Annotated in this window: 31 protein-coding genes; 1 reads left to right on the forward strand and 30 read right to left on the reverse strand. The window is 48.9% G+C overall.

From position 1 onward, the window contains the following. The 29 genes from AB3N00_RS12105 to AB3N00_RS12245 form a co-directional block, all read right to left on the reverse strand. On the reverse strand, nt 1-546 hold the full coding sequence (locus AB3N00_RS12105; protein WP_413034736.1) for a putative phage tail protein: 546 nt from the start codon (nt 544-546) through the stop codon (nt 1-3). Next, on the reverse strand, nt 543-1601 hold the full coding sequence (locus tag AB3N00_RS12110) for a baseplate J/gp47 family protein (RefSeq protein ID WP_413034737.1): 1059 nt from the start codon (nt 1599-1601) through the stop codon (nt 543-545). Before AB3N00_RS12110 ends, AB3N00_RS12105 begins: the two co-directional genes overlap by 4 nt. Continuing rightward, complete coding sequence (locus AB3N00_RS12115) at nt 1594-2007, reverse strand: DUF2634 domain-containing protein (RefSeq protein WP_413034738.1); 414 nt, start codon at nt 2005-2007, stop codon at nt 1594-1596. Before AB3N00_RS12115 ends, AB3N00_RS12110 begins: the two co-directional genes overlap by 8 nt. After that, entirely contained in the window at nt 2004-2261 is a 258-nt protein-coding gene (locus tag AB3N00_RS12120) for a DUF2577 family protein (RefSeq protein ID WP_413034739.1), read from the reverse strand. Before AB3N00_RS12120 ends, AB3N00_RS12115 begins: the two co-directional genes overlap by 4 nt. A 6-nt stretch (nt 2262-2267) precedes the next feature. Beyond that, nucleotides 2268-3278 (reverse strand): hypothetical protein, encoded by a 1011-nt coding sequence (locus AB3N00_RS12125; protein WP_413034740.1) that lies wholly within the window; start codon nt 3276-3278, stop codon nt 2268-2270. Between the two features lie 13 nt (nt 3279-3291). Beyond that, a complete protein-coding gene (locus AB3N00_RS12130; RefSeq protein WP_413034741.1) occupies nt 3292-3987 on the reverse strand; it encodes a LysM peptidoglycan-binding domain-containing protein in 696 nt (231 codons plus the stop codon). Further along, the gene (locus AB3N00_RS12135) at nt 3988-5970 is read right to left on the reverse strand and encodes a hypothetical protein (RefSeq protein ID WP_413034742.1); all 1983 of its coding nucleotides are present in this window, start codon (nt 5968-5970) and stop codon (nt 3988-3990) included. A gap of 22 nt (nt 5971-5992) precedes the next feature. Continuing rightward, the gene (locus AB3N00_RS12140) at nt 5993-6121 is read right to left on the reverse strand and encodes a hypothetical protein (RefSeq protein WP_413034743.1); all 129 of its coding nucleotides are present in this window, start codon (nt 6119-6121) and stop codon (nt 5993-5995) included. A 50-nt stretch (nt 6122-6171) separates the two neighbouring features. Further along, nucleotides 6172-6594, reverse strand: a complete 423-nt coding sequence (locus AB3N00_RS12145) for a phage tail assembly chaperone (protein WP_175398152.1) — start codon at nt 6592-6594, stop codon at nt 6172-6174. A gap of 219 nt (nt 6595-6813) precedes the next feature. Next, on the reverse strand, nt 6814-7272 hold the full coding sequence (locus tag AB3N00_RS12150) for a phage tail tube protein (RefSeq protein ID WP_017690162.1): 459 nt from the start codon (nt 7270-7272) through the stop codon (nt 6814-6816). A 1-nt stretch (nt 7273) separates the two neighbouring features. After that, nucleotides 7274-8590, reverse strand: a complete 1317-nt coding sequence (locus AB3N00_RS12155; RefSeq protein WP_413034744.1) for a phage tail sheath family protein — start codon at nt 8588-8590, stop codon at nt 7274-7276. Further along, the gene (locus AB3N00_RS12160; protein ID WP_413034745.1) at nt 8590-8799 is read right to left on the reverse strand and encodes a hypothetical protein; all 210 of its coding nucleotides are present in this window, start codon (nt 8797-8799) and stop codon (nt 8590-8592) included. The genes AB3N00_RS12155 and AB3N00_RS12160 overlap by 1 nt, the downstream gene beginning before the upstream one ends. Before the next feature lie 232 nt (nt 8800-9031). Next, a complete protein-coding gene (locus tag AB3N00_RS12165; protein WP_413034746.1) occupies nt 9032-9463 on the reverse strand; it encodes a DUF6838 family protein in 432 nt (143 codons plus the stop codon). Nucleotides 9464-9633: 170 nt separating this feature from the next. Then, complete coding sequence (locus AB3N00_RS12170; RefSeq protein ID WP_413034747.1) at nt 9634-10770, reverse strand: tail fiber protein; 1137 nt, start codon at nt 10768-10770, stop codon at nt 9634-9636. Next, nucleotides 10770-11369, reverse strand: coding sequence for a YmfQ family protein (locus AB3N00_RS12175; RefSeq protein ID WP_413034748.1), 600 nt, complete (start codon nt 11367-11369; stop codon nt 10770-10772). Before AB3N00_RS12175 ends, AB3N00_RS12170 begins: the two co-directional genes overlap by 1 nt. Next, a complete protein-coding gene (locus AB3N00_RS12180; protein WP_413034749.1) occupies nt 11356-12495 on the reverse strand; it encodes a baseplate J/gp47 family protein in 1140 nt (379 codons plus the stop codon). Before AB3N00_RS12180 ends, AB3N00_RS12175 begins: the two co-directional genes overlap by 14 nt. Nucleotides 12496-12499: 4 nt before the next feature. Then, entirely contained in the window at nt 12500-12955 is a 456-nt protein-coding gene (locus AB3N00_RS12185; RefSeq protein WP_413034750.1) for a DUF2634 domain-containing protein, read from the reverse strand. Next, entirely contained in the window at nt 12948-13358 is a 411-nt protein-coding gene (locus AB3N00_RS12190; RefSeq protein ID WP_413034751.1) for a hypothetical protein, read from the reverse strand. The genes AB3N00_RS12185 and AB3N00_RS12190 overlap by 8 nt, the downstream gene beginning before the upstream one ends. Continuing rightward, nucleotides 13351-14337, reverse strand: a complete 987-nt coding sequence (locus AB3N00_RS12195; RefSeq protein ID WP_413034752.1) for a phage portal protein — start codon at nt 14335-14337, stop codon at nt 13351-13353. The genes AB3N00_RS12190 and AB3N00_RS12195 overlap by 8 nt, the downstream gene beginning before the upstream one ends. Further along, nucleotides 14334-14963 carry a LysM peptidoglycan-binding domain-containing protein gene (locus AB3N00_RS12200; protein WP_413035261.1) on the reverse strand — a complete coding sequence of 210 codons (630 nt, stop codon included), beginning with the start codon at nt 14961-14963 and terminating at the stop codon, nt 14334-14336. Before AB3N00_RS12200 ends, AB3N00_RS12195 begins: the two co-directional genes overlap by 4 nt. A 54-nt stretch (nt 14964-15017) precedes the next feature. After that, nucleotides 15018-16778 (reverse strand): hypothetical protein, encoded by a 1761-nt coding sequence (locus AB3N00_RS12205; RefSeq protein ID WP_413035288.1) that lies wholly within the window; start codon nt 16776-16778, stop codon nt 15018-15020. Between the two features lie 25 nt (nt 16779-16803). Continuing rightward, nucleotides 16804-16947 carry a hypothetical protein gene (locus tag AB3N00_RS12210; protein ID WP_413034753.1) on the reverse strand — a complete coding sequence of 48 codons (144 nt, stop codon included), beginning with the start codon at nt 16945-16947 and terminating at the stop codon, nt 16804-16806. A 14-nt stretch (nt 16948-16961) separates the two neighbouring features. Further along, nucleotides 16962-17396, reverse strand: coding sequence for a phage tail assembly chaperone (locus tag AB3N00_RS12215; RefSeq protein ID WP_095288941.1), 435 nt, complete (start codon nt 17394-17396; stop codon nt 16962-16964). Nucleotides 17397-17547: 151 nt separating this feature from the next. Then, nucleotides 17548-18789 (reverse strand): right-handed parallel beta-helix repeat-containing protein, encoded by a 1242-nt coding sequence (locus AB3N00_RS12220; RefSeq protein WP_413034754.1) that lies wholly within the window; start codon nt 18787-18789, stop codon nt 17548-17550. Nucleotides 18790-18977: 188 nt separating this feature from the next. Next, the gene (locus tag AB3N00_RS12225) at nt 18978-19385 is read right to left on the reverse strand and encodes a phage tail tube protein (RefSeq protein ID WP_347382386.1); all 408 of its coding nucleotides are present in this window, start codon (nt 19383-19385) and stop codon (nt 18978-18980) included. Nucleotides 19386-19517: 132 nt separating this feature from the next. After that, nucleotides 19518-20981 (reverse strand): phage tail sheath family protein, encoded by a 1464-nt coding sequence (locus AB3N00_RS12230; RefSeq protein WP_413034755.1) that lies wholly within the window; start codon nt 20979-20981, stop codon nt 19518-19520. Continuing rightward, a complete protein-coding gene (locus AB3N00_RS12235; protein WP_413034756.1) occupies nt 20981-21181 on the reverse strand; it encodes a hypothetical protein in 201 nt (66 codons plus the stop codon). Before AB3N00_RS12235 ends, AB3N00_RS12230 begins: the two co-directional genes overlap by 1 nt. 69 nt (nt 21182-21250) lie before the next feature. Further along, nucleotides 21251-22162, reverse strand: coding sequence for a hypothetical protein (locus AB3N00_RS12240; RefSeq protein WP_413034757.1), 912 nt, complete (start codon nt 22160-22162; stop codon nt 21251-21253). 733 nt (nt 22163-22895) lie between these two features. Beyond that, nucleotides 22896-24689 carry a DUF4127 family protein gene (locus tag AB3N00_RS12245; RefSeq protein WP_413034758.1) on the reverse strand — a complete coding sequence of 598 codons (1794 nt, stop codon included), beginning with the start codon at nt 24687-24689 and terminating at the stop codon, nt 22896-22898. 332 nt (nt 24690-25021) lie between these two features. Here AB3N00_RS12245 and AB3N00_RS12250 point away from each other — a divergent pair, with 332 nt between their 5' ends. Then, nucleotides 25022-25495 (forward strand): hypothetical protein, encoded by a 474-nt coding sequence (locus AB3N00_RS12250; RefSeq protein ID WP_413034759.1) that lies wholly within the window; start codon nt 25022-25024, stop codon nt 25493-25495. A 66-nt stretch (nt 25496-25561) separates the two neighbouring features. Here the strand turns inward: AB3N00_RS12250 and AB3N00_RS12255 are convergent, their stop codons facing one another. Further along, a complete protein-coding gene (locus tag AB3N00_RS12255; RefSeq protein WP_413034760.1) occupies nt 25562-26512 on the reverse strand; it encodes a hypothetical protein in 951 nt (316 codons plus the stop codon). Nucleotides 26513-26541 lie beyond the last annotated feature (29 nt).

Here is a 26541-nt window from a genome sequence, read left to right on the forward strand (position 1 = left end):
TTAAGCTCCACCTCCTGAAAATTTATCCTGCCGGGTCTGTTCGATCTCAGCCAACGTCATGCTCTCCACTTCGGCAATCGTCAAATACCGGAGTCGATATTCCACAGTCATATGTGCCGGTTTGATATCCTCAATCGCTGCTTTCAAATCGTTCAGGTTAGGCGGCAATCCCAATGTATCTATGAAGCGAATTCGAATCAGATATTCCACGGGTGAGACGGACACATCAATCCCACCACTTTCATACGCCTGTGCCACATTTTTGAGCATCGAACCTGAGACTTTACCGCTCCCTCGCATTTTGGAAATGATCACGGATCTCCGCTGCTCTTCCGGCTTGGCTGGATTCGTTGGAATTTGCAAATCCCGCTCATACCGTTCCAATGCCCAGGTTGCAGACTCCGGGTAAAACTGGTCTAATACGCCTTCCAATCCCGCCGCAATCTTGTCCAGTTCTTCACCTTCGGTCTCCGTAAGCAACTGCATCTCAAGTACATTTTCATACAACGGGGGTAAAAGGGACATCAGCACCTCAGCTTTACTCATGTCACCTTCACCATCCCGAGAACGGCTACTGCACCGGGTGCAATCTCCAGATTGGACATGCCGCCATTCACCAACAGATCGCTATAATCGATCACAGGCGGGATATCCAGAATGACATTGGCAATTCGTGTCCAACGGACTAGCGGATCGGCAAATGCCAACTCTTTCAGATAGGCAGTAACGCCCTCTTCAATCAGCGTTTTTACGCCCTCATACGTTGAGCCTGAGGCTAGTGTGACTTGCACCTCCACATCAATGGGTACTTCTTCAGCCCCCACCACCGTGACCACGGGGCCAATTGGAGCCGCGCCTTCGCCCATCCCATCCTGGGTTGGATCGATATATTCCTGTACCGCGTGAATCACCGCCTCAGCGGGTGCGTGCATCTCATTGTTTAACAGCGCCACTTTTACCGTCCCCGGACCGTCCCATAGCGGAAAAGCTTTTGCTTTACCAACGCCTGAGTTTTCTCTTGCCCACAGTTCATATTGATATTTGTTGGCACTCGTGACCGGACGGGAAACTTTGTCCTGATATCGGTCATACAGAGCCTGATCTGTTTCCTCATCTTCACCAGGAACAAGCAGCTGTGTCAGTTCCGCCGATGTCAGTCCGGCTATATAATCGATGGGCAGCAGCGCCCCTGTATATTCATTGCCTTCCGCTCCGGCAACCTCACATTCCAGCACATATTGCCCTGCCGCGATGCGCTCCACAACAACATACACCCGATCCCCTGTGGAAAAACGACTCTCCAGAGGAATTTCAACGGGTTTACCCGCGTTATCTTTGAAGCTGCCGACCCAGAGTGCCCGGGTTGCCACTTTCCGGGTAATGCCAGACCAGGCCACCGCGCGGTCCAAATACTCCCCGGAAGCCGTGTCCGCGAATTTCAGATTGGCGTTAATATCCAGCTCAATATACATCTGAGCCATTTCTACAGCAGCAGGCGCGAGCGCATCATAGATAATGCTGCCTTCACGTTTATCCACACCATCCGGTACTTTGTTCAGCATTCGGTCTAAAATGACTTCAAACGTCTGTTGTTCATACATTCATGTTCACCTCCGTTTCTCCCTTGAAAGAGCCGAAATCCGTTTCCACGGTAAAAGACACCCGTACCCCATCTGCCTCGTGAACAAAATCGAACTCGGTTACATCCAAAATGCGATCATCCGGAAGCAACGCTTCCCGAATCCAACGTTCCAGTTCCGATTCCACCATGGATCGTCCGGCCATTCCTTCCCAGGACCATTCCATGCCGTAATCCGATGAGTAGATCAGATGCTCATAACGGCGAGTCGACAACGCTTTGTACACGGCTTGCTTCATTGCAGCTTTTCCATCCAGTTGCAGCCTTCCAATCCGCTGCCCAGAAAGTTGAAGCACATACGTCAGACTTGGAAGCACAGCCGCTTCTTCCTGATCTTCCGCACTCAATTGTGCACCTTGTGGAATCATGGCTTCACCAGCCGATCCAGCACAACAAAGCTGTCCCCACCTTGCACCCGGAGCAACAGGACATGGTCACCAACAGTCCAACTCTTCCTCACTACAGATTCCGGCAGTACCAGAAAAGGCTCAGCCAAAGCCAGCCGTTGTTCAACGGTAACCTCTAAGGGCTTTGCCCTCGTCACTGTTCCGTACATGACCTGAACGGGGGACTTGGCATCCACGGCGGCCACAGCCGCCTTTTTAATTACATCCAGCATCATTAATTGTTACACCACCTTCAAATCCAGCGACATCGTGTGCACGCCTCCCTGTACCTTGTGCGTACATTCGTCTACCAGGAAATATTGATTTACCTTCAGTTCCTCAATCTGAATATTGACATAACTGCCTGCCCTAACTCTGAAATCGCCAAGCGCATCCACTTTTAATGATTGAGTCTCGCGGTTACGTAGCGTCATCAGGGTCTTTAGCATGGCATCAATCTGGCCTTCATTCAGGCCGTCGTCCGCTTTTTGGTACAAAAAAAGCAGCCCCCACTGACGGATGCTGCCTGAGTCCTGATGGACGAATGTTTCCCTTTTTCCCGTATCCTTGTTGTCCCGATACAGCTTGATCTTGTTATACGTCTGGTCGTCAATTGACCGGGTATAGCTGTAATTCGTGAGCAGGCTGTTATCTCCAATAACAAAGCCGTATGGCATCTCTTCCACATCCCGAAGCACAAGCTTCCCAAAGTCGTCGTAAAAGATATAGTTTTTGCCGCCATAGATCAGCGTTCGGTCCAACGCCTCACAGATCATGTCGATCAGCTTCTTGTTATCAAATAACATACGCGGAATGACATATTTCGGCTGGATCAGATCACCCATCTTCAGCTGAAAGTCAGTTGCAATTCGTTTGATCACATCAGCAGCGGTTGCGTTGACGAACTTGTACGTCTGGTTTGCGGTAAGATAACGCGTCTGGTCGTAGGCTTTGATTTTGACACTTTCGTCCTTGCCGCTATCCACCGAAAAGACATATCCATAAAATATTTCTACCTCGCTGCTGATATACTTTACTACATATCCATTCTCATATGTGAATTTCGAATTCTGGTATAGGCTGCCCTTGATCAACGTAAATTCCAGAGAGGACGGCTTGCCGATGCGGGAGGTTTTGTAGGTAATTTCGCCGGCAATTTCGCTAATATCCCAGATGTTTCCCTGCTTATCATCCAGCCATAATTGCTCCTTCAATTTTCCCTGTTTGCCATTCAAACTGATCTGCTGCTGCATGTTCCCCCTCCTTTCACGGAAGCTTGACTACCAGACCGATGGGAAGCTTCTTCAGTTGTACATCCTTGATACCGTTCAGCTTCTGTAGTTCTTTCCAGCGAGATCCGTCTCCCAGATGAGCTTTGGCAACAGACCACAAAGAGTCTCCAGCTTTGAGTGTAACGGTCTTGGCTTGGACTTTTTCATTAGGCCGCGAGTCCTTGGTCTTCGTTGTTGAAGCAGCTTTATCCTTGCTGTCCTTGAGTGGCACTACTTTTTTCGCTGCGTAAAAGATGAACTGTTTCAGCTGGATATCATACTGGATATCGCCCACCGTCCCCGCTGTCTCCTTCCAGTCGAAGCTTTCAATGGAAACCGCCATATTAATCGTGTACCTTGCACTGGAAAAGAACAGCCGGACGGGCCTGCCTGTCTGCATCCAGCGAATAATCTTTTTCACATATTCATACGGATCACTGTAATATTCCTTCTGTACTGCCGGATGACTTGCATCGTAATTCAGATGATAGGGGCTGTAGTCCGCCGGAAAGATCCCGCTGAAACTGACTTCACGCAGTTTTGGCGACTTGATCACATTAATCTCACCCAAAGCGCTGACGTTAAACGTGCTCCCATCCCCCGCATCCGAAAACTCAATACTCTCTGGTGTCACCGGGAGATACATGTATTCGGATCGATTGTTGAAGCTGAGCTGGATATAATATTCCATTTAACCATACACCCCCTGAGCACTGGAGACGATCTGACTGTTCAGTCCATCGGTGATCTTGCTGATGATACTGTCCACGTCATGTCCACTGTTGATATCTCCTGTGGTAACCTGAACGGTTGGTGTCAGACTGACGAATCGCTGAATAGCCTGCATTTCTGCAAGCTCACGCATCAGTTTCAGATCTTCACTGGTTACATCCACCGTACCATCCACGTCTCCGATTTTGTCCACCTGTCCGATATTGTTGATTTTGTTGATATTACTCATGTTGTTATTAGGAACTATAGTGGGAGCAGATACAGTTGGCATCGATGGCATAGAAGGCATAGAAGGTGTTTTCGGAGTAAAGCCGCCAAATTTCCCAGGTAAACTTGTTTCTTTGGAATCTGCATTCGAGGTTGAAGAAAAACCGGAAAACAAATCCTCCGCCATCTTCTGACCATCCTCATATGCATTGGGATTGTATTGCCCATCCATTCTTATGGAATGGAATACATTTTGATCACTGTGCGGCTCCAGTGATTCTAGCGAGTCCATCCATCCCTTGACAGTATTACTGCCAATTTTGATATCCGATTCGGACATCACAGTCAAGTTCGTACCAAAAGTATCATTGATAAAGGAGGCAACACTCCCTATTGCACTTACAGCTTTATTAAGAAAATCCTCTATACCTAACATTACATTATAGAAAATTCCTAATACAAACATTCCCAAATCATAGAACAGTTTTTGGATGGCATAGACAGGATCATTGAATAGATTGATTAGAAAATCTCCTAATATAGCAAACAAATTCCAAATTGTTGCAACCACTACCCTGACTCTCTCAGCCAACATCATAAAGGTACCAATGATCGCTCCCAAAATCTGTGTACCTGATATCCCCATCAGATTCAGAATGCCAATAATCGCTGCGATTGCAGCAATTGCCAGAAGGATCGGCCAATTAAGCAGCAACCACGCAGCCACGAGACTGTAGACTTGCGCAATAACGAGGGCCAGAACAACGATTGCAAGCGCCATTAATATAGGCTGGATAATATCCCAGTTTTGTTGTATCACACCTGCTAAAAACAAAATCCCGTTTACCAACATCGTTAGTGCATTTGCTGCAATAGTAAAAGCGTTACTAATCCAACCAATAATGACGGTAAACTCTCCATTCGCAAAAGCTTCGTTCAAACGATCCAGCAAAGGCGATAAAGCAACAAGTGCCGCCTGCCCGATCTGACCCAATACCCCATTGAACTGATTTACAAGTGCATTCCACTTCTGTAGTGGTGAATCCAACATGGTATCAAAAGCCTGCTGCGTGTAGCCTTGTTTTTGCAGAATAACATCAAGTTTTTGGATAAACCCATCCAGATCCGATGCTTCAATATTTTTCTGTAAGCCAGCCCCATTCAGCACTTCAGCAGGAATGTTGAAGGATTTGGAAAGCTCACCATTATTTCCGTTCATCGCAGCCACCAATGCACTCGATGCATCTGACACACTTTTCCCATCTGGAGAAAGCATACTTAACCGTTTAGTCATATCTCTGAGTTGATCAACCTGATCCGTATTCTGGGCATACGGTATGAAAGATAATGCTCCCTTCAGAGCATCAGTGACATTTTGCCCACTCTTAAAAGCTTCCGCGCGATAACGATTAAATATCGTCTCTCCCTGCGCATCATTGCCAGTCGCAGCCATGTAACGTTGTTTCAAATCCTCTTCCTGCGCTGCTGGAACAAGAACGGTTTGCCCTGCTGACTTGATCATACCGATCCAAGCTCGTACTCGCTGAGCACCTTCCGCAAAAGAGGCATTTACTTTAGCCTGTTCTTCTGACACACCTCTCAATAAGTTACCTGCAAGCTGAATTCTGCTCAGATTTCCAGGATTAAAAACCGAATTGATCACTACAGGCAGATTTTGAAATTGCTGAACCATTTTGTTTGACATCAGATACAGTCTTGCAAACATGGCATACATTCATTTCTCCCTCCTTTCCCCTTTATTTTTTCCTCGCACGGTTCTTGGACCGTTCTTTCTTCTCTTCTTCCACGCGGATGGAGATCATGGCGTATATAGCCGCTCGTTCACGTGTAGAGAAGGCCATCAGATTATGCGGGAGAATGTTCAATTCATGGAGAGCGTAATAAGCCAGATTGGCTTCCGAATCGCCCTCTTTAATTAGTTTTTTACGTCATCCACCAGTTCGTTCATGTCCTGATTGAAACCGTTCAGCTTCTGGACTTGTTCGCCGAGTGCAGCAAACTCCCCAGGCAGCAGCATTTTCCGCAAAAGTGATTCTGCTCCCATCACGCCATACGAGCGCTGAAGTTCTGCATTTTTCAAATCAGGATACACCACGCTGGCACTCATCAGGCGAGCCATATAATCGTTGGCATCAATGTCAGGCGTGTAAACACCGTTTTTGCCTTTGATTTTGCGAGTTGCTGCCTTGCGGCATTCCTGGTTCTCGTCCTCGGTCATGCTGCGCAGTTTCCAGGCAACCGGTTCACCCTTCTCATCCTTAAAACGGGGTGATACGATAAACTCCTCTGTTGTATCCGACGCTGCATTTTGTGCAAAAAACATGCTCAATCCACTCATTGTTCGTTCCTCCTCTAAAGTTAGGCTCCCCACCGCAAGAAGCGGCGAAGAGCATGTGTAATGTACTGTTAATGTAATGCTCATCTTCAAACGAAGAGAGATTGCATAAGAATTTGGACACGCCAAATAGCCCGTAACACAGGCAAGTTGAACAGGTTTCTTTTACAAACCCGCCGCTAAAGTTAAACTCGTTATAGATCTATGTTTGCCACTTCAAGATTACTTCGGCAAGTTGAACGATACAGGCATATCGACATCTTCAAAGGTAAAGCTCACTTCTTCCTCCAGCGCCTCGGCCTCGGTATCCAGGGATGCCATGATTACACTGTCGAGGTTGACGCCTTTGAGAGTCACGGTCTGTTTGCCAATGGTAGACGATGGATCTTCGTTCGTCACTTCAATGTCGAAGTAGGTATCCACACCATTTTGCATGTACTGGAGCATCAGCTCGCGAAAACGGGATGTCGTATAAAAGATTGTCATGGAACCTGAGCCGGACCAACCGGTTGCTTTGTGCTGTACACCGCGGCGACCCAGTGTTTTGACCTCTGCTTTTTGTTTCTCCACGGTTGCTTCGAGTGTCTTCACGTAGAACATCTCTTCCGTCTGTCCGTTAATGGTTGCATATGCGCGGCCTTCCTGACCGGAGATCGTATCGCTTGCTTTCAAAAATGCCATATTAAACCACCTTCACTTTCATGTATACTTTTTCAACGGAATCTACTGGTTGGACCTGAACCTCGATCAGGATGCTGTCGGTTTCATTCCCTGGAGTCACAGTGATATCTGTGTTGGAGTCAAAATTTTGAATTGCCCCGATATCCTGAAGCTGCTTCAGGTAGGTAACACATTGGGAACGGAACAAGCTGCGCCCATCTTCGTTGTTGTTCACTTTGCCGATGTAATAGGACTCGAAAATTCGTTTCATGTCGTTGGCAATACCATCGAGTACACGGACAACACGGTTTTTGGCAAAATGACGTGCCTTTTCCGGTGTTACCGAACGGAACGTGTTCACATCCTGCTCTACAACTGCCCGGTTGCTGCTCGATGTAAAGACAAACTCACCATTACGCAATGCTGCTTCTGTCTCGCTATGTGTCAATCGGCCATTAACATCAACGGCATCGTCATAGGCACGGAACGTAAGAGATTCATTTAGATTAGCTCCAGCTGTTGCGCCAGCTGCCCATGCTACGGTTTGTTTTGGTGACAAGACAGTACCATCTGCGAGCACAACACCATTTTTAACACTGATGACCCCTTCATGGTCCGCTGCCGGATAATCGGCCAGCACCAGCTGTACCTTCTTGCCCTCCGTGTCGCGCAAACGCTTGATGTATGCTGTGTACACAGATTTGAGGGTAGCATCGTCCGAGATCAGACCCACAGTGTTGAAATCCAGTACTTCCAGCTTGGTCAGGAATTCTGTATGCTCCTGGTTCGTTGCAGAGCCATCCATTCCACCTGTTAGTGGAAGTGAAGCAGTAGTTGTGAGGGCACCCTCGCCAGTAAAAGTAACGTATGCGTTGGATTCCAACTCTTGGATGGTTGAGACTGTTTGTTTATCCACTTCTTTGCCTGCCAACAGAGTTGTAACATCGGACTGGTCCGGCTGATTAATATTAGCTGAGATTACAAGCGCCAGATCATTCCCTCGAACACCGCCGTGTTGGGCTGTAACCGTTAGTTCTTCCAGCGTGGCCTTAGCCTGTGTCCCTGCATTCAGACGATATAGGAGTAATGTTTGCGCCCGTTTCAATGCCTCTCGAATCAGCAGCAGTTGAGGTGCCGTCCAGTCATAGCCCAATTTGGCTTGTACATCTTCACCTGCCTGTATGGTCAGGATTGTGCCTGCTTGTCCCCATGACAATGAAAGCGCCAAAGCCACTGTTCCTCGCTCTCCTACCGTACCCGGCAACGAGCCCTCCGATGCAAAATTCATATATACGCCGGGGCGTACCTTGTTTTGTATTGTCCATGTTCCTCCAGCCATTATTGTGCCTCCCCATTCATAAATTGTTGGATGTGTTGCTCCGCTTCTTCTATAGTGTATGTCCCATTCTCCAGCAGTACGGCTGCCAGAATGTCTTTCTCTATCCGGCTCAACTGCCTGGATTCAGCGAACTGTGCTTTGCTGTATTTCTGGTCGTTTTTCTGGGTACTTTCCGGGAACTTCATTTCCGATTCTTTCTTCGTGAACATTGCCAATGCGCCTCCTATTCCTTTCATGGTCATCTCCTCATTTCAGTTCAACTAAAGAATAGTTACACTAGCCACTCCCAGTACAGAACAACCTTCCGATCGCTATTATCCCCAGAATTTTTTGATTCTCATTTTCAAGGTTAAATCCAGGGATAAAGGCGAGCGCTTCGCTTCTTCAGGTTACTTCTGTCCTCTCCGTTACCGTGTAAAAAAGTCCGTCGAACTAATATAATTATTCGTTCATAGCTTTAAGTGCTGTAGGTCGCTGTTCCAGATGTTGCATGGTAGTAGCTAACTCTGACACTTTGGTCGTTCGCATGGTATAGTACACCAGCAGTCTGGGATTGTCGTTCTCCGTTTCCCATCGTAGCCCCGTTGCACCATAGGGTGTTCCCTCTACACTGATCGTTTCCAGTGCTTCAAATAACTTGTCCGGCAGGTTTGCTGGGATATTGTCTGCTTCGAGCCAGCGGATTTCATATGCATGGGATTGCACGAAACGATCGCTGCGTTCTCGAGTAAGTTGGGCAGACAGCAGGCGGTAGGTGATGCCTTTAGTGTCTGGGTTGGGGCTTGCTGTGCCAGTCGCCGGTTGGATTGGAATGTTAGGGAATTGTTGTGTAAGCTTAGTTGCGATGGCTGTAGTTAGTTCGTTTGTGGTCATGGTTCACCTCCTTTTTTTGGTCATAGTTCACTTCAAATCGTAAGTATCTTTGTCGTGAGCAGCAATAACCCTTAATTGGTATATCTAAAAATTAGAATTATAGATTGAGAGCAATTAATTAAATTAAAATCTCAATTCTTATTTTCTTATATCAGATTAATCAAGTAACATTAGAAGGAAAAAACAAAAGTGTTATTAAAAGTTATCGTTGAATATCCTTCGTAGGAGTTATTTCCTAACACATAAGCACGGTGTACAAGCTTTAAAGTATCCATATCCATGTTGGTAGGTATTCCACGCCAAGAACCAATAGTTGTTTTTAAATCTGATTGACTGAACATAGTGGATCTAAACCTCCTATTATGTGCATCAATCGCAATTGTTGTTACATAGACCCACCTTTGATTAATGCCACCAGAATATGCTGCTGAGACATTAGCGTCTAATGCTACCCAGTTCCCTTTAGCATCTACTAGACATAAATAGGATTGTGTTGAGTTATCTTCATATCTTCCTGTAGATGCGGATAGAACCATGTATACAGGATCTGTGACTATAGTAAACTTGTTTTTTGGTACGTCTGTAATTAAAGAGTCGTAAGCAGTTGTAGTTGTACCTGTCCTTCCAAGTGTAGAATTTAATTCTGTTAGTTTAACTGGCACGTATGATCCTGCAACATTAAAAATACTATTGCCTTCTAAAATGATTTCACTTCTTAGATTAGGGTCTCCCATTATAGTGATTTCGCTATTATAATACCCAGCAGCCTTTATCTGATTAACAGTACCGGGCATCACCGTTCCTCCTGCACCCCGGTTCGCTATTGTTCCAGTCAATCCATTTGCAGAAGCGTTACTAAATGTTGCTCCAGACAACACTTGCGCCGCCGTGGCATTACCTGTGGCCCGGATCACTCCGGCCATCTTTTGTATGAGCTGCGCCCATGTCTCTGATGTGGATGCCGAAACACCAATGGAGTTGAGAGCGGCCACCACATTATTCTTTTGCTCAACTCCAAGCTGCTTTGCCGCTGTCGCCTCGTCAAATGCTAACTTAACAGCACTCGGTGTTGCCGCTTTGTCCTTCACAGTACTATTAATCGCATCAGACAACTGCACCTTCCCCTTCTGCGTCAAAGAAGCATCGGGAATATCCATCTTGCTCACCGCTTCACGAAGCGTATCCAAATCGGCCTTAGTCGCAACACCTGCATCTATCTTTTCAAAAATCCCATTAATACTCTCCCGGGTCACGTTCTCGTTGCCCAAGGGAAGAGGTAATTTCAGTCGATCCGTTTCTTGTGGCATTATGCCCACACCTCCAGTTCATTCCACGTCAGGGACGCGGCGTCGAGTTCATCCCAAGTTACCTGTTTCCTATCCAAATCGTCCCACACCAGATAGCGATATTCATACTCCACAGCCATATGAGCCGGTTTCAGTTCATCAATCGCGCGTTTCAGATCATCGATATTGGGCGGGATGCCCATCGTATCCACGAAGCTCACCGTAAAGCTCCACGCCTCTGGCTGAAACGTGACATCCACCTTGCCTCCAGCATACGCCTCAGCCACATTCGCCACCAGCCTTCCGGAAAATTTCCCTGCACCGCGCAGCTTCGATTCCACCACGGCACGTCGCTGGTCCACGGGTTTGAGGCGATCCGTTTCAATACCGAGCTCCTGCTCCCAGAAGTCCAATCCCCACGTCGCCGTACGGACAAAAAACTGATCCAATGTCTCATCCAGCGCCTGATACAGTAGATCCATCTCAGTACCTTTGGACTGCATATCGGCCTGCATAACGCGCGAAGTCTCATAATAACTCGGCAAATACGAGAACAGTTCTTTTCCCTTCGGGCTTGTCATTGTAGAAGCCACAACCCTCGGCAGACTACTCATGGACATTCACCGTCCCCAGCACCGCCACCTGACTCGCGGTCATCTCGATATTCTGGTCGCTCACGCCGTTTACGGTAAGCTCCGAATAGTCGATGATCGGCGGAATGTCCAGCAGGATCGCGGCAATACGGGTGTATCGCACAAGCGGATCAGCAAAAGCGAGCTGCTTCAAATACGCGGTCACCCCGCGTTCAATCAATGCTCGAACATCCGCCAGTGTCGCATCACTCGCCAGCGTCAGCTTCACCTCAATGTTCATGGGCACTTCCTCTGCTGGCATGACCGACACCACCGGGCCCGCCGGGGCAACGCCTTCACCCTGTCCATCCTGCGTTGGGTCCACATACTGTTGCACTGCCGCCACCAGATCGCTGCCTGCAGCACGTTTGTCCGTATCCAACAGATACAATCCTACCGTGCCCGGCCCCTTCCACAACGGAATCACACGTGTCGCGCCAACGCCTGGCACCTCACTGGCCCATTGCACATACTGTGCCTTGTTCCCGCTGGTCCCCTGATTGCGGACTTTGGCATAAAAGCGTTCCAGCAGCGCCGTATCTGCCTCAATATCCGCACCGCCCTTGATCACCTCCACATTGGTTACAGAGGTAACCCCACTCACCGGTGTGGACAGCACGGTCACGGTGCCTGCGGGCACATTGCTTTCTTTTCCGGCAACGAGCGCTCGCACACCAACCACACCTAATCCATCTTCACCAAGCTCCACGCTCCCAACGGTCTCGTATTCCAGCGAAGCTTCACCAGATACTTCATCCGCGAGCGTAGCCACAACCGTACCGATTGGCACCACTTTCCCTGGTATACCCGTAAATCTAACCGTTCCTTGTGCCGCCACCGCGGCCCGCCGCGTAATACCATGTTCTCCCGCCCGCAAATCCAGCTCTTCCGAACGGAAATTCGGATCGCTGCTCGCAGCCGTACTGGCAAACCCTCGCCGAAGCAGTTCCTGCGCCCATAACGCCGCCTCGGACAGCATAAATGCAACCGGAGCCTCAGCATCCCATAGAAACGATCCCTCCGACTTATCCAGATCCGCGGGCAGACGATCCAGCATGCGCTGCATAATCTGTTCCTCCGTCTGGTCCTCCAAATAACGCGGAATCTCAGCCATCCCGTCAGATCACCTCACTTTCCAGAATAAACATCTCTTCCTGTACACTCGCCACCCGGCATGAGAACATGCACTGCTCCCGATTCCAATCAAACGTGAACTGGTCCACCGAATCCGTACGTGGATCGGCCAGCAGCGTCTCCGTTACCATCCGAGTGATTTCACTTTCCATCACCCCCCGGCTGTCACCCTGACCCACCAATTCTTCCAGCTCCGAGCCATAGTTCCGGGAGTAAATCACATGCCTGTACCGCGGCGTCTTCACCGCCTTGATGCACCACTGCATCCAGGCCTCCTGTGGACCTGCCGCAGCCACTTTGCCACTTGGGGTCAGCACAAAATCCCCCGCATCGTAATCGAATCGCCAGCTCCGTCCAAAGCGTACCTCTTCCGAAGCCGCACCCGACAGGTCCTCTTCATCTCCCCAGACCAAACCCGTTTCCGGGAACAAACTAGGCATTCGCACTCACCACCTTACACAGCACCACAATGTCGTTACCACCATTCACCCGCATCGCCAGCACACGGTCCCCAGCCTTCAAGCCTTTCCCCAGAGACCAAACCGCTTCCTCCACTTCCCCTTCTTGCAAAAGAAACCTTCCCGTGCCCGTCGTACCGCCATTCGCCACGTCAGGTATCCCGGAGATCGCACCAACAGCCTCGCGCTCCGGCAATCCAAGCGTGCCCGGCAGCTCGGCCACGAGATAATCCTGCACTTCGTGCTTGAAATCATCCAGCTTCACGCCGGACGATGTCATTGTACCGAGCACCGCGCCCATGCCGCTTACGGCCTGACGGGTATGCGTACTCATCGCACCCCGCATGACCTCGGCAAAATGCCCATACGGATCTTCCTTATTCAAGGTAATACCTCCTTTTCACCAGCTCCGCCGTGCCCAGCTCCAGCGTCATCGTTCCAGGCCCGGCCGCTAGATCCCGGCTGACTGACATGACGATCAGCTTCAGGCCTTTGAGCAGTACCGCATCTCCGGCGCGAATCGTATTCACATCCGGTGCCGAAACGGTAAAGGTCTCCTGAATACCTGTCAGACGGCTCTTCGCCAGCTTTTTGGCAGCGGCTGCCGTTTTGACCTGATCGTCCTCGATCAGCTTTTGCAATGTTCCCAGTTCCTCCACACCATCCTGCTCAATCGCCAGCACTTTCGATGGAACTTCCTTGCCGCTGCTGGATTCCGACGCAGCCATGACTTTAACCTTGGTGACCGCACCTTCCAGCGTACGCATCTGGGTCAGATCGATCAGCCGATCCAGTTCGTACACCTTCGCATTGCTGCCCACCTTGAAGAGCTGCAGCCCACCAGGGGTCATCCGGGGATGATACATATCTCCGCCAGACTTCGCGGTTTCCTTCAGATCGGCAAACATCATCGAAAAGATGGTCTGCGACCGGTACACAGCCTTGCCCAGCTTTGTTTTGGTATCCGGCAGCGTGGCATATGGGATTTTCCACTCTTTGGCGTAGGTTTTGAGCCGCTGCGTAGCCGTTTGGTCTTTTGGCAGGAGGAACTCGTCTTCCGATTTTTCCAAATAGATCATCCGGTCGTAGACCGTGAGAGACAACCGTTTGGTGCCACTGTTCGAGCTCTCCACCTCCCAGATGACCGCAGGATGCAGCAGATGAACCATGGATTTTTCGCCAAAAGGAACCCCGCTAATCCGCACCGCCATGCCTGGTGAGATCGAAGGCAGACCGGAAGATGCAGACACCGCCAGCCGAATGTTGGCCTGATAGGCAATCTGATCGAGCGAATCCTTCAGCGTAATCGTCTCCACCAGCTTGGTAATGTCATATTTGTCGTCCACAATGACCTTGTAGGTCATGGCATCACCAGCTTTTGTCCGGGCTTGATCAGGTTCGGATCACTGCCGATGGTTTTCACATTGAGCTTGTAAATCTCGTTCCATTTGGAACTGCTGCCCAGCTCAAGCTTTGCAATTTTGGACAGAGAATCACCGGATTTGACGGTGTAGGTTTTGCTGCTTTTTTTCAGATCGGTACGAGAACCCGACTTGCTCGCTGATGCTGCCGCACCAACCTTCTCCACTTTGGAATCCCGCCAGGTACGCAGCGTAATGTCAAAATAAATATCCCCACTCTCGCCGCCCCGGAATGTTGTATTGTGCGAGATTAGATATACCGGCACGTTCACCCCCGTGTTAGAAATGATGAAACGCAACGGCTTTTTGGATACCAGAAACGTATTCAGGATATTCATCGCCACCCGCGGATCGGGTACAGGCTCGTACATGCAGTAGGACGCATCATATTCTTTTGGAAAAAAAGAAGAGAAGGTGATCTCCTTCACCTTCTCTCCCTGCGCAAAATCAAACTCGCCATACTCCAGCATATTGATCGTTTCATACCCTTTTGACCTTGATACTGTCAGCTCTTCCGGCTTCACCGGGAATCTGAACGATCTCGTCCCGTCTTTCAGGGTGAATTCCATTTGGATTCCTTCCACGTTGTCTTTAATTACACTCATAACAGGCCTCCTTTCTGCTTAGGCCATAATGGTTTTACGGTTTTCCATCGCGCGGCGGAACTCTCCCGAAATTCGCTGTCCAACCTGATGTGAGATCGCATCGTAGTCAATGGCATTTTCACGGACAGTCACCTGCACAGCCCCTTGAGGCACGTTGACGGCGATCTGGTTGGTCGTTTCGGTTTTAAAATCCTTGAGGTACCCGGCCAGACTGCTCATCTGCTCTTCTGAAATTTGTACCGTCATCGTAGATGATTTGGCATTCGTCTGAGCGCCGTTACCGAGCGCCATCGCTTGGGACTGCATCACACTTGTTCCCATGAGAGCGGCTGTCGTAGATTGACCGCCATTGCTGTTCGCATAAGCCATAGGCCCAGTTGTTGTGAGCGCAGATGGAATATAGGCTGGTGGCATCGATGGGCCAGTGGGTACTGGTGTTGGATTAGCAACCGTTGTTGCTGAGACGGTTTTTTCTTCTTTTTTGGAACCAAAGCCGAAGAAATTGGAGATGCCATCAGTGAAGCTCTTTGTTTTCTCGGAAAAATAATCGGCTACGCCAGATAATGCTTTGCCTGCACCTTCGGTGGCATTGGACACAAAATTTCCAATATCCTTGGCTTTATCGCCAATCCAGCCGCCCGCTGCACTACCAGCCCATCCGCCGACTGCACCACCAACCCATGTCCCTATTCCAGGCAAAAGAACGCTGCCGATGGCCGTACCAATCGCAGTACCTGCCGTACCGCCAATCATGGAGCCAACAGCTCGGCCCCGCTGCTCGGGAGGTGCAGTCGCTATGTTCGCTACATCAGCCAGCATGCTGATTGGACGAAGCAGTTTCCCCGCTCCCTTGGCGAGCCCTCCGCCTAATTTGCCGAGCATGCCATCACCTGAAAATAGGTTAGACATTGCCATCGGCGAACCGGACGTTAGACCTGAGACTAAATTAGACCTTTTACCGCTGCCGATCCTTCTGCTCTTGCTTTCATTCAACACTTCCTTGAACTTTCGATCTGAAGTATCTGTGATGATATCGGTTGCCTTCGGAGTTAGCGCCGGAGTTGGTGTCGTTGCCCTAGAAGTAGACCTTCCCCCACGTCGTCCACCTACTCTTCGGGGGGGAGTTCCGCTAGAATTAGCATTACCGGTTCTTGAACTGTTACGAGTTTGGCTCTTACCTTTCTTGCCCTCTGCCACTTCCGTACTTGCACTCGGATTAGATGCTTTATCCTTCTTAGCCTTTCGATCGGATCTCCACTCTTTAAATTTCTTCCTAAGATCAGTAGCATTATTAATAGCATCTAGAACATCAAATCCTAAATCGACCCACTTTTTCCATCCTTCATCTTCTTTAGCCACATTATTAATCGTTGTATTATGACTCCCGATCACAACTGACATGGAAGGTCCACTTGCCGGACTTACCTTCCCCATCGCCACTTCAACCTTCTGCTTCACCTCCACCGACACCGTTCCCGAAGCCTTCACCATCTGGTTTCGGAAACTGTTCAGTTTCGCGAGTGCACGGTCCAATGCCGGACTCAATTGATCATCCAGTCCGATCTTCGGCATAATTCGCAGCCTGCTCAATCGAACAGCTGTACTATAGATGCTCTCCAGCCTGCGGCCAGTCGTTCTCAGTTCGTTGTTCACCTTGATTAGACTTTGATAACGAACTCTCCCCAGACGTTCCGTGGAACGCTGGATCTGATCCAGGTAACGGATCGTGGTCCGCATTTCCGCATTGGATTTGGATAAACCCACAATCATTTCTGCCATTTCTTTCACCCCCTGCCTAAGCTGGTTATCGATTCATTTGTAAGGTAATCGCCGCCATCTCCTCTTCCGAGAACGCAATCAACAACGAACGCTCCCCGCGCGGTAAAGACCAGAACTCTCCGGGACGAAGATGATGACGAACCCACATGTGATACAGGAACGTGGTCATCCCGCCGGAGTGAATCAGTTTTTTAGGTCTTCAATCTCCACACCGAAGCCAGACAGCTCCAGCACTTTGTCGCCTACTGCATCCAGTTCACCCGCGAGCAGCATGCGGCGAACCGCCTGCTCGCCACCGGACAGCTTCATGCGTCCTGTGATACGGTTATCTCCCCAACCGGACAGTTCCAGGCCGCGGACATTCATTTTTACCGTTGCTTCGGAAATTAGCAGTGCGTTAAACGTTTCGGTGTCCACCTTTTCCTCGGTGCGGCCTTTCGTCGTTTTGCGAATCGTGCAGCGTTCACGGATCTGATCCACTTTGGAGGACGTCAGTCCACGCAGGGTCAGCAGCAGATCCAGACGCTGAATGCGTACATTCTCTTCCGGCAAACGTTCTGCTGCTTCAAACAGCTGATCCAAAATCTGTTCTTCGGACATGTTTTCATTCATACTCATAGGGCGCAATCTCCTTCTCATTTCACAATTGGGTTACTAATCTCAACAATTAGGGACAACAAATAGACCGAGATGCTCTCAGCCTGCATGTGCTGCCCCTATTTTGTTAAGTCACTGCCATATTAATCTCGCGGTATTCTACTTTTTTGGATTAAGAAACTCCTAATACGTGATTCCGTTCGTTGATAATGTTGACTGTGTCCAGAACGCCACCTTGACTTGCTACCAACTCAACGCCACGAACAGTTTGTTTTGTAGTATCACGAATAATGTTATCTACAACAATGATTCCTGTAGCAATTGTGCCTGCACCATGAGCTTGGACAAGTACACCAGAGATTCCTGAATCAATAATCAAGTTTCCTTGAACGATAACATCAACGCGATTGCCGAAAAGCTTCACGCCTTCCTTCTTAGCGGAAATAATCTTATTGTGTGCAATGATCGCTCTGGAGTGTGGGTACAATCCTTCTTTCGATGGGGTCTCAAGAGAGTCATACCACCCAGAGAACTTAAATGTATTAAACTGAGCATCAAATGTTCCTTCAATGAAATTCTCTCCACAGTATTCGATCAAGGTATGCGTGATTTTTACATCCTCAGGTCTACCTTTGGGATTACGGATGAAGATTCCGTTTGTTGCCAATCCATTACCTGTTTGATTGAGTTCACCTGTACGACGGATCGTACATCTGAAGATAATAATGTTATTGATGACATCTGTTACATCTGTGGAACTAGTCCCTGCAAATGTTTGGATTCCACGATACTTGGTGTCCTCAATCAACGTATGTTCCACTGCAACAGTATTAGCTTTTTGAATCATGATACCTGACTGGCCATATGTGCGAAAAATAACACTATTTGTGATCAGAACGTTCTTGGCATGTTGTATATAGATACCCATGCCCTCTGTCTGAATATTTGTTGTATTGATACCAATGTTATTGATCGTGCAAGAATCAATTTTGATATTTGTAGAGTAATTCACTTGGTTACTGAACTGAATGGCATTATGATTGATATCCTGGAGGTTACAGCGAATGATCTCGATGTTATTCACTCCAAGCAGCGTAATACCATGACCTTCACTCAGTTGAGTACCATCTGGTGTTTTACCTGCAATGGTCAAACCGATGATACGAATACCATGAGCTTCAAGGTTAAGTGCACCTCTGGAATACAACGTTGCACCTTCACCATTGATGGTTTTGAGTTTTGTAATTGCTTTAGGGAATCTAACACGGTAAGATCCTGGAGGGAGAAACACTTGTACTGCCGGATCGTTCATCAATGCATCAAAAGCCGCAGTCCAATCCCATTCGGGTCTTGCATCTGTGCGGTTAGGCACCAAATCAATATACTTCTCGATAGACACATGCACGTTTTCCATAGTAAAAACCTCCATTTTTTTGTTTGTTTTTTATGCAAATTCTGCCGGTCTGACCTTGATGTTCTTGATTCGGAACGTATTGAAGTACAATGCTCTACAGTGTTTGTCTTTGTTTCCACTCTGCATGATCTCTTCTTTGAGTTGAATTATGTTAACAAACTTTCATCTACACTATCACCTAACTTTTTTTATAACGCTACAATCGGATTCAGCAGTTCAAACCCTTCAAACGTAAAACCTGTTTCCTCCGGCACTTCCTCACCCGCTGTCCAGTTTGCAAGCTGGATTTTGTCCACCATGCAGCCCTTAAGCAGAACACTTTCATGTCCATACGACTCTGGATCGTCCAGCTTCGAGATAATTTGGAACTTGGTGAAACCGCGCTGGATCATGTCCGACGTAACTTTGTAACCTGTCATCGTACCCGTTCCTTTTTTCGCACCGTTTTTATGCACTTTCCAGTCGTTGCCGACCAGATTCAGCTCACGTTTTTCAATTTCCACACTGGCTTCCAGCTTGTTAATATTCGTCTGCCACACACCATCGATATGCAGCTGACCATGAGTACCGAGAATAACTCTTGATGCATCCAACATGTATAATTCCTCCTTGGGATCATTTGAAATGTATAATATATAAGTTGATCTGATTCGTGATTACACGGGTTTACTCCGCGGAAAAACAATCTTTCGATTACGCTTAACCCCGGACCTTTCCCTCCACCCGACTTATTGCACGTAAAACGTACCAAACAACTGCTCCATCACATCGGTCAGCTTCACATTCCATTGCAGGAATACCTGATCTGCCTCCGGTTTCAGGATTGGCGCTGCGCCATAATAGGCCGGGTCGAGAATGACGTCATACCCCTCAGCCTCAATCACATTGCTCTGTGCGAGCAGTGCAAGATAGGCCTTCATCGCACCAATCAGTGCCTGGCGACCTTCTTCAGTGTTGTTCACCTTACCGATATACGTATCTTCCGCAGAGCGCTGCAAATCCGTGTTAATCGCATCCATGACACGAATGGAACGGATTTTTTTCCATGCGTTGTTTTGTCCCGCAGCAGGAGTAACCAGCGTATTCACACCGCGAAGGGCCTTCACCTGACGGCCATCATGGAAGAAAATAAATACACCATTTTGTACGGCCTGCTCCTGTTCCGCACGAGTCCAGCGACGTGTCACATCATCGAACGGAGTAGGTGCATACGTTGTGGATTCATTCAGACGTTGTCCAGCGATCAGGCCGGCAACATAAGCGGACGTTTCCGCTGAACTGTAGTAAGCATCTCCCAAGCGTACACCGGTACCGACATTGATCACGCCTTCGTGATTCAACGTGAGTGAACGTGCCGCTGCCTTTTGTGCAGCTGCTGCAGATGTATCGTCTGCGACCGAACCGCCAAAGACAGCCATCACCGGTTTGCCTTCGCTGCGTACACGTTTCACCCAAGCCGCAAAGCTTGCCAGCAAAGGCGCATCCGCCGCCTGATCCAGTGCCAATACATCGAATTGCTCGCCTTCCAGCGCACCCTGTACCGCAATATATTCCGCGTTTGTCAGATCATCGTTGCCGCTGACACCGCCTTTGAATGCCGCACCTGAAACGGTCGCAACCACACCCGTACCATCGCCAATTGCCTGAGCATTCACCCACTCATTGGTCTCATCCTCATTCATCTGTTTGGCTAGAGATGCTGCTGAAATATCCGCAGTCAGAAGCGCATACAGCATCCGGTTCCCCTCAAACAGGCGCACTTCATGCTTCGTGTTATCAATCACACCCGGCTGAATCGTGACGTAGAATCCGTTCGCACGATCACCCGGATACTTGGCATCCAGCTGCAGTACATCCGCATCGCTGCTGTCCTTCAACGTAAGACTGGCTGCTTTTGCCGAGGCTCCCGCTACCCGATATGCGAGCAATTTTTTTGGCCCACCAAGCAGGGCAAGTTTCAAGGACGTATAGGCTGTACCATTATCCAGTGCATGTGCCGAGTAAATGCGTTCAATCGCCGCTTCACTGCCCACCTCCACAAAGGTGCCCACCGGACCCCAGTTTGCCTTGATCGGAACAACAACTGTTCCCCGATTGCCTGCCTGAATGGCTGTAGATGCTGCCGCCTGAAAATTCATATATAATCCCGGAAGGACCGGACGATTCGTTTGCTCCCATGTTCCGCCTGCCATTATCCCTTCACCTTCGCTTTCATAAATTGGTTGAGTCGTGCCTGTGTTTCTTCAATGGAAAACGTCTGCTGCGCCGCTTCGTACAGCGCACCATGCAGCACCTCTGCCTTAACGGCAAAGAGGGCTTCCGCATGATTCATCAGCTCGGCCCGCGTATACTGCGGGTCAGCCTGTTTGCTTTTTTTCACGGTGCTTGCCATCGCCATCTCACCTCATCTTTAGATTACAAATCTGCTTACTCTCATGTCACGATTCCTTGCCACTAATAATTACTCCATTCCCTTGCTGTGATGAATCTCGCGGATCAGCGGCACATCCGTGCCCGGTCGACGAATACGCTGCTGCAGCGTCAGACGAATCTGCCCATTCAGGTAGGCATCTGCCTGCAAATCGGCTGAAACTTCATCCACCGTCAGGTACCTTGTTTCGTCTGTATCCGCCATAGCAATTCGGGTCTGCACAGCCAGTTGTTCAACCAGACGTGTGACCGCATGCCGGGTCGCCCCCGCATCTGCAGTAACGACGTGTCCAGTCCACTGCTTTCGAATCTCCAGGGCCGAAGTACCCGCCGCAGTTGAACTGCATCCCGTCAATCGCCACAGCACAGACTGCTTCTCGTAACCTCCCGGCCAAACATCGCCATACACAGACCATTCGGAGCCAAGCTCTGTCCGTGTCCAGTTTTGGAGCGCAGCCATCCAAGGATCCTGCGTAGTTAGAGAAGCATTGTCCTCAATAGATTCAGGAACATACACCCCGAACCGCAGACTTCGCGTCATCATTCCTGATCCGGCGTCCAGCCGGTCGCAGTCGGATGAGCCAAAATAGATGCACGTAAAAGCTGCACCCTCCTCATCCTCCAGCCGCACCTGATGCAGTCCTTTCACCAGCTCCGCAGACCACGTTTCCAGTTGTTCTGCTCCTCCATCTTCCGGGCGTACATATGGGGAAATTTTAATAATCCGTCGATATCCCGCCCAGGCAGACTTCGGTACTTCTTCGGCAAAAGCAACCACTGCACAAGGTCCTGTCAGAAGCTCACCCTGTGAAAGTACATCCAGCACCCGGCCATTCCATGCCGGAACAAGTGTCGCAAGCTTTTGCTTCAATGTCTGTCTGACAGCCACACTCATTTGACTTGTCCCTGTAGTTGTAATGCTCGTCTCACTTTTCATAGACACATTCATTTCGCCCCCTTCAGCTGCAAGTTTGTCATCTGCTCGCATTATGCAGCCAATAAGTTAAATAAAAAAATACTACACTCTTAAACTCCGCTAGCAGAACAACCTTCCGATCGCTCTTATCCCCAGATTTCTTTGGTTCCCTTTTACAAAGGTGAAATCCGGTGATAAAGGCGAAGCATATGCTTCCGAAGTAGCTTTTTTTCAAAAAGCTTTTAGCTTCGCTTCTTTAGGTTTTTTCTGCTATCTCCGTAACGGTGTACATCTTGAATTTAACTTTCAATACGGCAGCAAAGGACTCCCCCTTTATGGACTGAGTGAATATCGAAATCAATGCCGGACACGATTCACCGTATCAAAAAGACCGGCCCCTGGCCGGTCTGTACATTAGCGTATGTGCTTTCGGTGTGTGTCCGTTTGCGATTGATCCGATAATACAATCTTACACCCTTTTCTCCCTAGCGCGGATGGTGAATCGTATGACTTCCGCGTGGTTTAAGGCGTGTCTTGGGTGGAAAAAAGACGAGTCCAAGTTTCACATTATATAAGATGAAGTAAACATTTACACGAGAACCAAGAGTGCAGGACCAGTTTGGAGAAGCGGAGCGGTCACGTTTATCACCGGATTTTTCCCTTTAGAGAAGGGAATCACAAAAAGCTGGGGATAACAGTGATCGGAAGACGGTTCTGCAATCGTAGTGATCCAGTGTGTAAAGTGTATAGGTTCACATTATTATTTCAGGGTAACCTGCGGATTCAAGGTAATCTCAAATGCACGTCCCCAGATGAAATCCGGATTGGTATATTCGAGTGCTGCATTGCAGTATTTCGCATACGACACATCGCAATCGCGGATTTGTTTGATCGCTACATTATCTGGAGCAAAGGCCGTTTTGTTGGCAAGCCCAGCGGTGTAAGTCTGCATCAGATCCCGAAGCAAGGTTTGCAGGTGAGCATAGTCTTCCTCGGAGTTGAAGAGCACCATATTTTGGTCTGCAAGGGTAGCCACATTGGTATAGAGAGCATGAGCTCTGGAATACGTGCGGATATCTGCAATCGCGACTGCTTTGTAGTAGTAATCTTTCAGGAAACGTTTAAACAGCAAGGATCCATGTGCATTCACCGCATCGCGAAGAGCAGAAGCACGACCATCTGTCGTGACAAAAGCATATCTTGATTGTCCCATGCCCACGGCAAGGCCAATTTTGTTCCCCGGTGTATTCCATGCGCTGTAACCCAGAACTCGGCCGGTATACGGACTGTTTAGCAGAGCTTCCGCGACATCCACATTGGCAGGTCCTTTTCCGACAAAATCAATCAGCACCGCTGGCAATCCTTGCTCGCTAATACTTGTGAGCCGTTCAACTGCCGCTTGGACTTGATCCAGTGCCGTAATCGCAATAATCTCGATATCCACACCCTGCTGTTTATCCGGCTTCCCTGCAGGTCGGCTTGTCATGCGATTCAGTTCGGAGGACATGTCAAACGAAGTAGTTTCCTCATCATCTCCTGGATAAGCGGCATCCGCCACCAGCACACCGCCAACAATATCAATGTGACGAGCGACATTCTCATGCACATCCATATATTCATAGGTATTAATAATGGTGGAGCCGTGGGGACCGTAATAATTCACAGCGTAACGTGTTTTCGTGCCGCCTCGCAGCAGCTGATTTGCCATCCGTGCAACAAGAGCGTGACCCAGGCCGTCCGCATCCGGTAGGATGATCGCCCGTTCAGGATTTTGTCCGTCAGTCCCCCCCAGCCATTCGTTAATGCGTGCCTCTACATAGTTAATTTCATTAATCTGAACCCCCTGTGTATTGGCATCGTCCACCCCTACAGCCAGGAAATCAATGTACCCTTTGCGGGCAAGCTGATCCAGAATGTACAGGTTCGTTTTGAATTTATGCTGTCTGGTATTGTAATATTGCTCTTTATTGAAATAAGTTGTTTCGCCATACTCCGCTCCATCCGGAGACAGGTTGTAGCCGTTAATAATGTCTTCAAATTCGGTATACGTTTGACGCGGCTGCTGCATGAGTGCACGGGACTCGTTGTAGGCATCGAGCGCAAGACCGTCTGCAAATGAGGTGGTTGCTAACCGCATAACCGTATCCATGACATACACCGGTTTACGCGGATATTTCTCCTTGATCACTTGGATCACATTTAGCAACCGAGTCGTTTCCTCGTCATATTCCGGATAGGTGCCTCCACCGTCCTCCCGAAGCTGACGACTGCCAATCAGGCCGCCATAGGCCAGCATATCGGATGAAATAATGAATCCATCGACTTGGGCAGCATGCTTCAGAATAAAGGTGTAAATGTTACTCGGAATGCCATACGTAGGTGCAGACGTGCCAAGCAGCGTTGTGCCTTCAGTTGTTTTTTCCGAATCGAGACGGTTTTGAATGTCACCCAGGTTCGGCGTAACGATATGGATGCCTGCTGCCTTCCCTTGAACAATGACGTCATCCAAGTTAGCCGGCCGATCATCCAGTGGAACATACAATACGGTTTTCATATCATGTAACCTCCTGTTATTAAATTCAGTCTTACATAAGTACCCGATTAGAGCAGGCACACCATCACCGCGTCAAAAAACCGGCCTCCAGGCCGGCTGTACATTAGCGTAAGTGCTATCGGCATGTGTTCCTTGCTGCTAATCCGATAATACAATCTTACACCCTTTTTTCGCTTGCGCTGACGGTAATCCGTACGGTTTACGCCTGATTGTCGCCGTCTTCCGGGAGGTTAAAAGTCGGTTCCATGTGTTCGCTATGTAGTCATCAAACGTTCTCCTCATATATTACGTTTTAATACATATACATTAGACCCGTATAAAGGATGGATCTCATGAAAAAATCGGATTGGTTTTATTTGTGGATAGCCATACCCAGTTACTTGTCAGGACCTGTCATGTATGCCGTGACGATGTACATCTTCTATAAAGAAACGGACGTTGTGACAGAAGTACTCCTTGGATGGACTGCTGCAACATTCGCCTCCGTCGTTGTACTGTTTTTCCTGCTTGCAGTCATTCTGCTGCGCGTTTTAAAGATCTATTTCTTCTGGCTGCAAACCCTGCTCTATATGGTCCTCTCCCTCATTCCCGTATATATGACCCCTGTTCTTATGGGATCCGGAAACTCCGGGCTTCCAGAGCTGTCCTTTCCATTGTCACCCGAAGGCGTTCCATTATTGGTGTTCTGGGAAAGCATTGCGCTTATGAGTTCCTGGGGTGTCTGGGCTGCCCATAAACGTTCCAACAAACCGCTATTCTTACTGGTTTCCAGCGTATTTTTGCTCCTTTTTATTTTTGAAGTATAGCCTCGTTCATAAACTAAAAGAAGAGCACTGCCCCGCTTGGGCAATGCTCTTCTTGATATATGGGTTTTATGCAATAATATACCGGAAGTTTTCCCAGCTCTCCGGGAACGAGTTCCCGTTTCTCGCATGATGATAGAAGCTGAACGGAAATTTGAATACATGGCCTTCGTTCCAATCGCGGGAGCGACGGTCGGTATGCCAGTATTCCAGTTCATGCGGTAGAGCCACCGAGCGTTCGGCAGGAACCAATGGCAGCACATCTACCGGAGATTGCAATGTCCACTGTCCGTTCTCACCGACTGCTTCCCGGCTCAAGCGCAGGGCTTTCACCATCGTCAGGAACGGTGGTATTCCTTTGTGGAACAGTGCCGGATAGCCCAGCTCGTGCAATATGTTGAGCGCATGTCCATAGGTCAGCATATGGCCAATCAGATCATGATGAGCTTCTGCCTGATAGATGGCCGGGAAGGCCCCAAGCTCATCCAGAATCAACCGGGACAGCTGCTCTGGTCCCTCGATATTAGGAAATTCATCTGTCTCATCAATCTGCAGACTGCGGATCTCCTTAACCGTTGTGTTCAGCCACGATCTTCCCGGGATGGTCTTCTCAAACGAATCGATCAGTTCAACCATCCGTTCAATATCCTGCTCTGTTCCCCAGCCATCCAGTTCACGGATAGACTTCAGGGTGAGAGCGCCATAGATCGCCTGGTGTCCAACCCAGTGAAGTTCGCCGATTGTACGATCCAGCGCTTCCGTGATCCGCGCCTCGGCTTCTTCCCTTTCGAGCATTTCACCACTTGAGGAATCTTGCCGCTGATCACTTCCGTGTTTGCGAAGCATCGCTTTCGCTTCTGCGGTAACACTGCCCGCCGCGAGGGCAGACAGACGATTTTCCCGAACCCAGAAATAGGCTGCTATCGCTCCTGCTCCGTAATGGGCATGCCACAGATCACCTGTACGCTCCCGACTCGAAACGATGACCATCAGGCCCTCTTCCAACAAACGTCGATCCATAACGTCATCACTCCTTCACCGAAAATGAA

Source organism: Paenibacillus xylanilyticus, from assembly GCF_047246825.1.
GTDB lineage: Bacteria > Bacillota > Bacilli > Paenibacillales > Paenibacillaceae > Paenibacillus > Paenibacillus xylanilyticus_B.

Bases quoted from the DNA above. Each gene is read 5' to 3' on its own strand.
- AB3N00_RS12105 (WP_413034736.1), bottom strand. From the start codon at position 546: ATGAGTAAAGCTGAGGTGCTGATGTCCCTTTTACCCCCGTTGTATGAA.
- AB3N00_RS12110 (WP_413034737.1), bottom strand. From the start codon at position 1,601: ATGTATGAACAACAGACGTTTGAAGTCATTTTAGACCGAATGCTGAAC.
- AB3N00_RS12115 (WP_413034738.1), bottom strand. From the start codon at position 2,007: ATGATTCCACAAGGTGCACAATTGAGTGCGGAAGATCAGGAAGAAGCG.
- AB3N00_RS12120 (WP_413034739.1), bottom strand. From the start codon at position 2,261: ATGATGCTGGATGTAATTAAAAAGGCGGCTGTGGCCGCCGTGGATGCC.
- AB3N00_RS12125 (WP_413034740.1), bottom strand. From the start codon at position 3,278: ATGCAGCAGCAGATCAGTTTGAATGGCAAACAGGGAAAATTGAAGGAG.
- AB3N00_RS12130 (WP_413034741.1), bottom strand. From the start codon at position 3,987: ATGGAATATTATATCCAGCTCAGCTTCAACAATCGATCCGAATACATG.
- AB3N00_RS12135 (WP_413034742.1), bottom strand. From the start codon at position 5,970: ATGTATGCCATGTTTGCAAGACTGTATCTGATGTCAAACAAAATGGTT.
- AB3N00_RS12145 (WP_175398152.1), bottom strand. From the start codon at position 6,594: ATGAGTGGATTGAGCATGTTTTTTGCACAAAATGCAGCGTCGGATACA.
- AB3N00_RS12150 (WP_017690162.1), bottom strand. From the start codon at position 7,272: ATGGCATTTTTGAAAGCAAGCGATACGATCTCCGGTCAGGAAGGCCGC.
- AB3N00_RS12155 (WP_413034744.1), bottom strand. From the start codon at position 8,590: ATGGCTGGAGGAACATGGACAATACAAAACAAGGTACGCCCCGGCGTA.
- AB3N00_RS12160 (WP_413034745.1), bottom strand. From the start codon at position 8,799: ATGTTCACGAAGAAAGAATCGGAAATGAAGTTCCCGGAAAGTACCCAG.
- AB3N00_RS12165 (WP_413034746.1), bottom strand. From the start codon at position 9,463: ATGACCACAAACGAACTAACTACAGCCATCGCAACTAAGCTTACACAA.
- AB3N00_RS12170 (WP_413034747.1), bottom strand. From the start codon at position 10,770: ATGCCACAAGAAACGGATCGACTGAAATTACCTCTTCCCTTGGGCAAC.
- AB3N00_RS12175 (WP_413034748.1), bottom strand. From the start codon at position 11,369: ATGTCCATGAGTAGTCTGCCGAGGGTTGTGGCTTCTACAATGACAAGC.
- AB3N00_RS12180 (WP_413034749.1), bottom strand. From the start codon at position 12,495: ATGGCTGAGATTCCGCGTTATTTGGAGGACCAGACGGAGGAACAGATT.
- AB3N00_RS12185 (WP_413034750.1), bottom strand. From the start codon at position 12,955: ATGCCTAGTTTGTTCCCGGAAACGGGTTTGGTCTGGGGAGATGAAGAG.
- AB3N00_RS12195 (WP_413034752.1), bottom strand. From the start codon at position 14,337: ATGACCTACAAGGTCATTGTGGACGACAAATATGACATTACCAAGCTG.
- AB3N00_RS12200 (WP_413035261.1), bottom strand. From the start codon at position 14,963: ATGGAATTCACCCTGAAAGACGGGACGAGATCGTTCAGATTCCCGGTG.
- AB3N00_RS12205 (WP_413035288.1), bottom strand. From the start codon at position 16,778: ATGGCAGAAATGATTGTGGGTTTATCCAAATCCAATGCGGAAATGCGG.
- AB3N00_RS12210 (WP_413034753.1), bottom strand. From the start codon at position 16,947: ATGACCACGTTCCTGTATCACATGTGGGTTCGTCATCATCTTCGTCCC.
- AB3N00_RS12215 (WP_095288941.1), bottom strand. From the start codon at position 17,396: ATGAGTATGAATGAAAACATGTCCGAAGAACAGATTTTGGATCAGCTG.
- AB3N00_RS12220 (WP_413034754.1), bottom strand. From the start codon at position 18,789: ATGGAAAACGTGCATGTGTCTATCGAGAAGTATATTGATTTGGTGCCT.
- AB3N00_RS12225 (WP_347382386.1), bottom strand. From the start codon at position 19,385: ATGTTGGATGCATCAAGAGTTATTCTCGGTACTCATGGTCAGCTGCAT.
- AB3N00_RS12230 (WP_413034755.1), bottom strand. From the start codon at position 20,981: ATGGCAGGCGGAACATGGGAGCAAACGAATCGTCCGGTCCTTCCGGGA.
- AB3N00_RS12235 (WP_413034756.1), bottom strand. From the start codon at position 21,181: ATGGCAAGCACCGTGAAAAAAAGCAAACAGGCTGACCCGCAGTATACG.
- AB3N00_RS12245 (WP_413034758.1), bottom strand. From the start codon at position 24,689: ATGAAAACCGTATTGTATGTTCCACTGGATGATCGGCCGGCTAACTTG.
- AB3N00_RS12250 (WP_413034759.1), top strand. From the start codon at position 25,022: ATGAAAAAATCGGATTGGTTTTATTTGTGGATAGCCATACCCAGTTAC.
- AB3N00_RS12255 (WP_413034760.1), bottom strand. From the start codon at position 26,512: ATGGATCGACGTTTGTTGGAAGAGGGCCTGATGGTCATCGTTTCGAGT.